The sequence below is a fragment of the Mangrovicoccus algicola genome, assembly GCF_014903745.1.
GTDB classification, from domain to species: Bacteria; Pseudomonadota; Alphaproteobacteria; order Rhodobacterales; family Rhodobacteraceae; genus Mangrovicoccus; species Mangrovicoccus algicola.
This window is the reverse complement of sequence record NZ_JACVXA010000144.1, coordinates 1-1,174: the sequence shown is the minus strand read 5'-3', so window position 1 is coordinate 1,174 and position 1,174 is coordinate 1. Positions and strand designations below refer to the sequence as shown.

Below are 1,174 nucleotides of genomic sequence, written 5' to 3'. Positions count from 1 at the left end.
ATGGCAAAGGCAAAGTTTGAGCGTAACAAGCCGCACGTGAACATCGGCACGATCGGCCACGTTGACCACGGCAAGACGACGCTGACCGCGGCGATCACGAAGTATTTCGGTGACTTCAAGGCCTACGACCAGATCGACGGCGCACCGGAAGAGAAGGCCCGCGGCATCACCATCTCCACGGCGCATGTGGAATACGAGACCGACGCGCGCCACTACGCCCATGTCGACTGCCCCGGCCACGCCGACTACGTCAAGAACATGATCACCGGCGCGGCGCAGATGGACGGCGCGATCCTGGTGGTGAACGCGGCCGACGGCCCGATGCCGCAGACGCGCGAGCACATCCTGCTGGCGCGCCAGGTCGGCGTTCCGGCCCTGGTGGTGTTCATGAACAAGGTCGACCAGGTGGATGACGAGGAGCTGCTGGAGCTCGTCGAGATGGAAGTGCGCGAGCTTCTGTCCTCCTACGACTTCCCCGGCGACGACATCCCGATCATCGCGGGTTCGGCCCTGGCGGCGATGGAAGGCCGCGACGACGCGATCGGCGCGGACAAGATCAAGGAACTGATGGCGGCCGTGGATGAATACATCCCGACCCCGGACCGTCCGATCGACCAGCCCTTCCTGATGCCGATCGAGGACGTGTTCTCGATCTCCGGCCGCGGCACCGTCGTGACCGGCCGCGTCGAGCGTGGCGTGATCAATGTCGGCGACGAGATCGAGATCGTCGGCATCCGCGACACCAAGAAGACGACCTGCACCGGCGTGGAAATGTTCCGCAAGCTGCTGGACCGCGGCGAGGCGGGCGACAATATCGGCGCGCTGCTGCGCGGTGTCGACCGTGAAGGCGTCGAGCGCGGCCAGGTGCTGTGCAAGCCCGGCTCCGTGAAGCCGCACAAGAAGTTCGAGGCAGAAGCCTACATCCTGACCAAGGAAGAGGGCGGGCGCCACACCCCGTTCTTCGCGAACTACCGCCCGCAGTTCTACTTCCGCACGACGGACGTGACCGGCACCGTGACGCTGCCCGAGGGCACCGAGATGGTCATGCCCGGTGACAACCTGAAATTCGAGGTCGAGCTGATCGCCCCGATCGCCATGGAAGAAAAGCTGCGCTTCGCCATCCGCGAAGGCGGCCGCACCGTCGGCGCAGGCGTCGTCTCCAAGATCATCGAGT

Annotated in this window: 1 protein-coding gene; it reads left to right on the top strand. The window is 64.9% G+C overall.

Annotation, left to right across the window (positions count from 1 at the left end; translation table 11 throughout):
- On the top strand, positions 1 to 1,174 hold a 1,174-nt coding region (gene tuf, locus ICN82_RS21185; protein ID WP_193187339.1), incomplete at both ends, for an elongation factor Tu.